The sequence below is a fragment of the Nostoc sp. NZL genome (assembly GCF_015714705.1).
Taxonomy (GTDB): Bacteria; Cyanobacteriota; Cyanobacteriia; order Cyanobacteriales; family Nostocaceae; genus Nostoc; species Nostoc foliaceum_A.
Map to the genome: position 1 here is coordinate 1 of NZ_WBKL01000099.1, position 6,834 is coordinate 6,834.

General features: G+C 44.4%; 5 protein-coding genes and 1 pseudogene. 5 read left to right on the top strand and 1 reads right to left on the bottom strand.

Features of this window, described 5'->3' with window-relative positions:
- A pseudogene (locus F8R90_RS14050) lies at window positions 1-421 on the bottom strand (photosystem II D2 protein (photosystem q(a) protein)); the annotation flags it as partial.
- A gap of 907 nt (window positions 422-1,328) precedes the next feature.
- Between F8R90_RS14050 and F8R90_RS14055 the strand changes: the two are divergent.
- The 5 genes from F8R90_RS14055 (at window position 1,329) to F8R90_RS14075 (ending at window position 6,649) form a co-directional block, all read left to right on the top strand.
- Window positions 1,329-1,898: a photosystem I assembly protein Ycf4 gene (locus F8R90_RS14055; protein ID WP_196511271.1), complete on the top strand. Its 570-nt coding sequence runs from the start codon at window positions 1,329-1,331 to the stop codon at window positions 1,896-1,898.
- Between the two features lie 160 nt (window positions 1,899-2,058).
- Complete coding sequence (locus tag F8R90_RS14060) at window positions 2,059-2,859, top strand: peptidylprolyl isomerase (RefSeq protein ID WP_196511267.1); 801 nt, start codon at window positions 2,059-2,061, stop codon at window positions 2,857-2,859.
- A gap of 185 nt (window positions 2,860-3,044) precedes the next feature.
- Window positions 3,045-4,187, top strand: a complete 1,143-nt coding sequence (locus F8R90_RS14065; protein ID WP_196511268.1) for a beta-ketoacyl-ACP synthase — start codon at window positions 3,045-3,047, stop codon at window positions 4,185-4,187.
- 216 nt (window positions 4,188-4,403) lie between these two features.
- On the top strand, window positions 4,404-5,693 hold the full coding sequence (locus tag F8R90_RS14070; protein WP_196511269.1) for a Glu/Leu/Phe/Val family dehydrogenase: 1,290 nt from the start codon (window positions 4,404-4,406) through the stop codon (window positions 5,691-5,693).
- Between the two features lie 275 nt (window positions 5,694-5,968).
- Window positions 5,969-6,649 carry an SH3 domain-containing protein gene (locus F8R90_RS14075; protein ID WP_196511270.1) on the top strand — a complete coding sequence of 227 codons (681 nt, stop codon included), beginning with the start codon at window positions 5,969-5,971 and terminating at the stop codon, window positions 6,647-6,649.
- Window positions 6,650-6,834 lie beyond the last annotated feature (185 nt).

Here is a 6,834-nt window from a genome sequence, read left to right on the forward strand (position 1 = left end):
TGTAAGGACGGATACCTACTAGACGGGCAATTTCAAATTGCCGCAACATGAAGCCAATCAAACCGAAGGCTCCGTGCAGGGCGACGAATGGCCACAAACCACCCAATTGGAACCAACGGGTGAGGTTGCCTTGGGCTTCTGGTCCCCACAACAGCAATAGGGAATGTCCCATGCTGTCGGCGGGGGTGGATACTGCTACTGTCAGGAAGTTAGCACCTTCTAGATAGGAGGAGGCTAATCCGTGGGTGTACCAAGAGGTGACGAAGGTGGTACCGGTCAGCCAACCGCCTAGTGCTAGGAAGGCGCAGGGGAACAATAGTATCCCTGACCAACCTACGAATACGAAGCGATCGCGCTTGAGCCAGTCGTCTAGAACGTCAAACCACCCTCTACTGGGGGCGCGTCCAACTGCGATGGTCATCGGACTAAAATCCTCTTTTTTTACTAAAATTGCAACGTTTCTAAGGCAGGGCGGAGAGCCAGTGTAACCGACTGCCGTGAGGAATTAACGTTTTTTTTTGACAATCTCAACAGCGTGAAAGCAACTGAGATTCTGAGAGCTTGCTGATTAATTAAATCAGCATTTCTCTTTCTTTATGCCATTACACGTACCATCGGCTAGTAATCTAGCTTGTGGTAACTTAATGATTCTTAACTTATCACACTAGTCAGGGTTTTTGCCTGATACACAGAAGCAAATCAGGTATGAAACACGAACCTTATAAATAATATGAATATCAGAAATTTTACAATTTGACACAACTTTTCTCAGAAATCTAACAAAATTTAGTCAAGATGGACGTAGGTGGGTAACTCATTCCCAAGATGTGAAAAACAGGCAGGGGAAGGGGAGCAGAGTGAAAAGGGAGAAAGAATTTTTGTCAGCGATTGAGTAAAGAAATTATATAACGTGCTCTAGCAAATTATATGGGTAGCAAGAACTAGGGAGAAGCGCAGTTGAGTTTTTGTCAACAATGTTTGGTAAAATGTGGATGGTTACTTCACCGCCACGGTCGTTGATACACCTCTAGAAAAACTATGTGAAACGTTAGACAACGGGAAAGGAAGTTGGCAAATCTTGACTAATACAAATAGCCTAAGTGGTTTGTCCCATAGTGCAAGCAAGCCATCATCATCCGGGACAGTAAAATTTGTAGGGTACAGGGTAAAAATTTATCGTCTGCGGTAAAGTATCCCGTGGACTTAAAATATAGCTCTCAATGCCTCCTAAGCAATCGCCGGATTGGCACAGAGAGCCACCACTTTATGCAAGAGCATTCAGTGTGCGAGTATGTCACAGCGAGTATCTCACGGGCAATGGTAGTTCAATGACGGCATCAACAACGATTAACAAAGGCGATCGCCTCCTGCATCAAAATGTTCTCGGTTCTCGTCGGTTCAGTAACTACTGGTGGGCAACTATCGTTACGCTGGGAGCAAGCGGCTTTTTATTAGCTGGGATATCCAGTTATTTAAAAGTTAATTTACTCATAGTTTCTGATCCAACTCAACTGGTATTCATCCCCCAAGGATTGGTGATGGGGTTATATGGCACTGCTGGCTTGCTATTAGCCACATACCTGTGGCTAGTAATCTTATTGGATGTAGGTGGCGGTTACAACGAATTTAATCAGGAGACTGGCACAATCAAAATATTCCGTTGGGGATTTCCTGGCAAAAACCGCCGAATTGAGATTGATAGCCGCATAGAAGATGTGCAATCTGTGCGAATAGCAGTCAAAGAAGGTCTTAATCCCATTCGTGCACTCTATCTACGCATTAAGGGTCGGCGAGATATACCCTTAACACGGGTTGGACAACCGTTATCTTTAACAGAGTTGGAAACAGAAGGCGCAAAATTAGCCCGCTTTTTGGGAGTGTCATTAGAAGGACTTTAATTTGGTATGGGGCATTGGGCATTGGGAATGGGGGATGAAGAAAAATAAATAATGTTTTGTTTGCTCCCTCATGAACCGCTACCTCCTCATCTTTCCCCACTTTCCACTCCCCAATGCCCCTCAAAACGATAAGATACTCTGGTTAAATCAGTAACTGGCAATGCGGTTAAAAATTTCACAATTTTTGCTTTCTCTTGTGATCATCAGTGCCTTGATGTTGGGAGGATGTTCAACACAGCAAGTCGCTTCTAATACTTCTTCTCCAACCTCGACAGCTACCTCGACCACAAGCGAGGCTGGTACTAAGACAACTACTGAAGCAACATCTGTATCTCAAACTAGTAGTGAGAGTATTCCTGGAATAACAGATTTACCAAGGCTCGAAGGTAAGGCTACTGTGGTGCTCACGGTTAAAGGCTCACCGATTACTATCGAAGTAGACGGTACTGATGCCCCCATAACAGCTGGCAACTTCGTAGATTTAGTGCAAAAGGGTGTGTACGATGGTTTAGCTTTCCATCGAGTTGTGCGCGACCCCCAACCGTTTGTAGTTCAAGGGGGCGATCCCCAAAGCAAAGACCCGAAAGTTCCAGCAGATAGACTGGGAACCGGTAGCTATATTGACCCAAAAACGGGAAATGCTCGCTACATACCTTTAGAAGTTAAGGCTAAAGGTTCAGATACTCCGACTTACAATAAACCATTTGATGCTACTTCTCAACCTGTCGTATTGCCCCATAAGCAGGGTGCAGTAGCGATGGCGCGATCGCAATCACCAGACTCCGCTTCTGCCCAGTTTTACTTTGCTTTAGCGGATCTAGCCTTCTTGGATGGTAACTACGCCGTGTTTGGCAATGTCACTCAAGGTCTTGATGTAGTGAACAAAATTCAGCAAGGCGATCGCATTGACTCTGCTAAAGTTACCCAAGGTGCTGAAAATCTGAAAACACCAGGGCAGTAGACGAGCAGAGGGAGAATAACTACTCTGACAATTCAGTCCATGTGGAAAAGTCCACGAAAAACCTAACCCCCTTCCCGACGGGGAAAGGGAGAAAATTCAAAGTCTCTCTCCTTTTAGGAGAGAGATTTAGAGAGAGGTTTTACAGATACCGTGAAAAGTCAGAACAATTATTAACTCCTAAATTAGTGAAGGTTTGTGTTACTGGTATTGGTCTAGTTTCTGCCTTGGGTGGAAGCTTAGAGGATAGCTGGCAAAATTTACTAGCAGGTAAATCTGGAATTAGTTTGCATCAACCATTTCCAGAACTGAAACCACTTCCTCTAGGCTTAATTGGTGAACAACCATCTGAATTGACATTGTTAACTCAGATGGTTGTTGCTTCTGCTTTGCAAGATTCTGGGTTAGTCTCACCTTTAGCTGATTGTGCTGTAGTCATTGGATCGAGTCGCTCTTATCAAGCGTCTTGGGAAATTCTGGCGCGGCAAATGTATGAAGAAGCGACGAATTTGCCCGTGTCCTCTTTTGGAAATTGGCTAGATACATTACCTCACATGAATGCGATCGCAGCTGCAAGACAAATCGGTGCATCAGGTATAGTTTTGGCACCGATGGCTGCTTGTGCAACTGGAATTTGGGCGATCGCCCAAGCAGCTTTGCTTATACAAACTGGGCAATGTCAACAGGCGATCGCTGGCGCAGTAGAAGCACCAATTACACCCCTAACTTTGTCTGGGTTTCAGCAGATGGGTGCTTTGGCAAAAACTGGGGCTTATCCCTTTGATTTGCACCGGGAAGGCTTAGTGTTGGGCGAAGGCGCAGCTGTGTTTGTCTTAGAATCAGCAGAGTTGGCAAAGCAGCGTCAAGCAAAAGTGTATGGTGAAATTCTCGGTTTTGGCTTAACTAACGACGCATATCATAGTAATTCACCAGAACCAGAGGGGAAAAGTGCGATCGCTGCCATCAAACAATGTCTAGAACGTAGTTGCCTGACACCAGCCGATATTGATTATATTCATGCTCATGGCACAGCTACCCAGCTAAATGACCAGATGGAGAGCATGGTCATCCAGCATTTGTTTCCCCAAGGCGTGGCAGTTAGTTCTACAAAAGGAAGCTCAGGTCATACACTAGGAGCATCTGGAGCCTTAGGCGTGGCTTTTTCTCTCATGGCATTAAAGCATCAAATAATACCACCTTGTGTAGGATTGCAGCAGCCAGAATTTGATTTGGAAATCGTTAAGGCAGCACGTCTCAGTAAAATTAGGCAAGTGCTATGTTTGAGTTTTGGCTTTGGGGGGCAGAATGCAGCGATCGCGTTAGCAGGGTAGAAACTTGTGAGTTTAACTATCTCACCGACATCATATATAAGTTTTAATTAAGCATTTGCTCCTGATGTAGAAACATCCTGTTTTTGCCTCTATAGCAGGATATAAAACATAAAACTGTAACAAAAACTACAAAACTCCTATTTTCTCAAAAAAAAGGATAAGCTAGTTACAGATCATATCCGGTTCGTAAAGATACCGTGATTAGGAGAAAATCTTATGATTTCAAAATCGCTGTTGCTGCCAGAACCTGCTTCTCCAGCGCATATATGCCCATTTGACCAAGCCTGTAGCTACTTAGAAGCGGCAGCTAAAGAATTAAATTTAAATCAGGGTGTGCTGGAAATTCTTAGCCACCCGCGTAAGGTTGTCACGGTTTCCATTCCCGTGAAATTAGATGATGGAGAAATACGGGTTCTTGCTGGACATCGCGTGCAGCACTCTGATGTTTTAGGTCCCTACAAAGGCGGAATTCGTTACCATCCGGCTGTGACACTACGCGAAGTATCCGCTCTAGCAATGCTGATGACCTGGAAATGTGCTTTGTTAGGTATTCCTTACGGTGGTGGGAAAGGTGGTATTCCCATAGATCCAAAACGCTACAGTGTTGGCGAATTAGAGCGAATCACCCGCCGTTATATCAGCGAGTTGATTAAAGATATTGGGCCTGCCGTAGATATTCCTGCCCCAGATATGGGTACTTCTGCCCGTGAGATGGCTTGGATGATGGACACTTACTCTGTGAATGTCGGTCATGCGGTACCAGGGGTTGTAACTGGGAAACCACTTTCTATTGGTGGTTCCCTGGGAAGGGAAATGGCAACCGGACGTGGCGTGATGATTATTGTCCGTGAGGCGCTGGCACAGCAAGGTAAATCTTTGGCAGGAGTGCGAGTAGCGATTCAGGGTTTCGGTAACGTTGGTAGTGCCGCAGCAGAATTACTACATCAAGCAGGCGCAAAAATTATCGCTGTTTCAACAGGTGCTGGGGGAGTATTTTCCGAAGTCGGTCTTGATATTCCCAAGTTGAAAGTCTACGCTGCTGAAAATCGCAAGAGTATTATGGGCTTCCCCCAATCTGTACCAATTAGCAATGCAGATTTATTAACTTTATCCTGCGATGTCTTAATACCAGCCGCTTTGGAAAACCAAATCACTGAAGAAAATGTGAATCAGGTGCAGGCGCAAATTGTAGCAGAAGCGGCTAACGGCCCGGTTACTCTTGAGGCTAACTTAGTGTTAGAGGCGCGGGGCGTGACAGTGCTACCGGACATCTTGGCGAATGCTGGGGGCGTGGTAGTCAGTTATTTGGAGTGGGTGCAGGGTCTTTCCTACGTATTTTGGGATGAGGAGCGCGTTAACCGCGAAATGGAGCATTTGATGGTACAAGCTTACCATCGAGTAATTCAGCAGTCGGAGGTGCGCCAAATTCCTCTGCGATTAGCAGCTTACACTTTAGGGGTGGGTAGAGTGGCGCAGGCGCTGACTGACAGAGGCCTTTATCCTTAAGATTTAGGCATACACAGCAGTTTTTAATTGAATAGACCACAGATGTAGGGGCACAATATATTGTTGTGCCCTTATATCTTATGAATAGCCAGTGTTTCTGTTAAGCGATCGCTAAAAAATAACTAGTACTAAACGTCTTCGATATCACAATAATAAGCTTAGTATATATAGCAAGCAAACTCAAAAAAAGGCGTTATTAATTCTTCAAGCAACTTTTTGACTATTCACGCGTTTTTTTGCAACACAACTTTCTTCACCAACGTCATTTATTAGAAATGCGACTTATACCGATTACCTGTGAGGTTGCTCCAGAACTTGGGGCTTTAGTTCCAAGTTTAACTAAGGTTGATTTTGTGCAGTCTCCCAAAGAATTGGTATTAGTAATTATTATTTTTAGACTGAGAAGTTTGGTTATGATCACGTTTTTTGACTGGCGAAAACCTTTAGCGATAACTGCAACGCTTTCGTTGACACTGACGGCATATCCTGCTGGTTCTAATATTCCTACATCACTCCAGCATTCAAGTAAATACCAACTTGTACAGGCCCCAGATAACTGCCGTCGAGTTGAGACTAATGGTGATAATCTCAATATCCGGTCTAGTCCAGATGGTGCAATTATTGGAACATTGCGTAATTACTCACTTGTAATTATTGAAAATACCAATTATTCAAATAGTTGGGTACCTATATCATCGCCGCAGTCTGGCTATGTATCTGCCGCTTATCTCAAGCCATGTGGGCAGCCAATACCTCCTTCACAAACAACTTCTCAAACAGATAATTGTCGCAAAATTTTTGTGGGAGGAGTTCTACGTGTAAGGCAAGCACCCTCTATTAACAGTCCTATTCTTGGAGTTCTACAAAGTGGTCAGCAAGTAACAATTAAAAATCGTGGAAAAGATGGTTGGGTACCAATTTCAGGGAGCATCTCACCTTTGCAAATACAGGTATAATTTTGGGAAAAAAGTTACACTGGCAACAAGAGCGGCAAGTGCAATTACTATGAACCCTGAAGACTTCAAACGTTTGGAAACCTGTTTGCAGGAAGCAGCAGAAATTCTTTATCGGAATACGCCAACAGAAGAGTTGACAAGCTTTGAGAGTATAGAAAAAGCAGTAAGGACAAAGATGCTAGAGC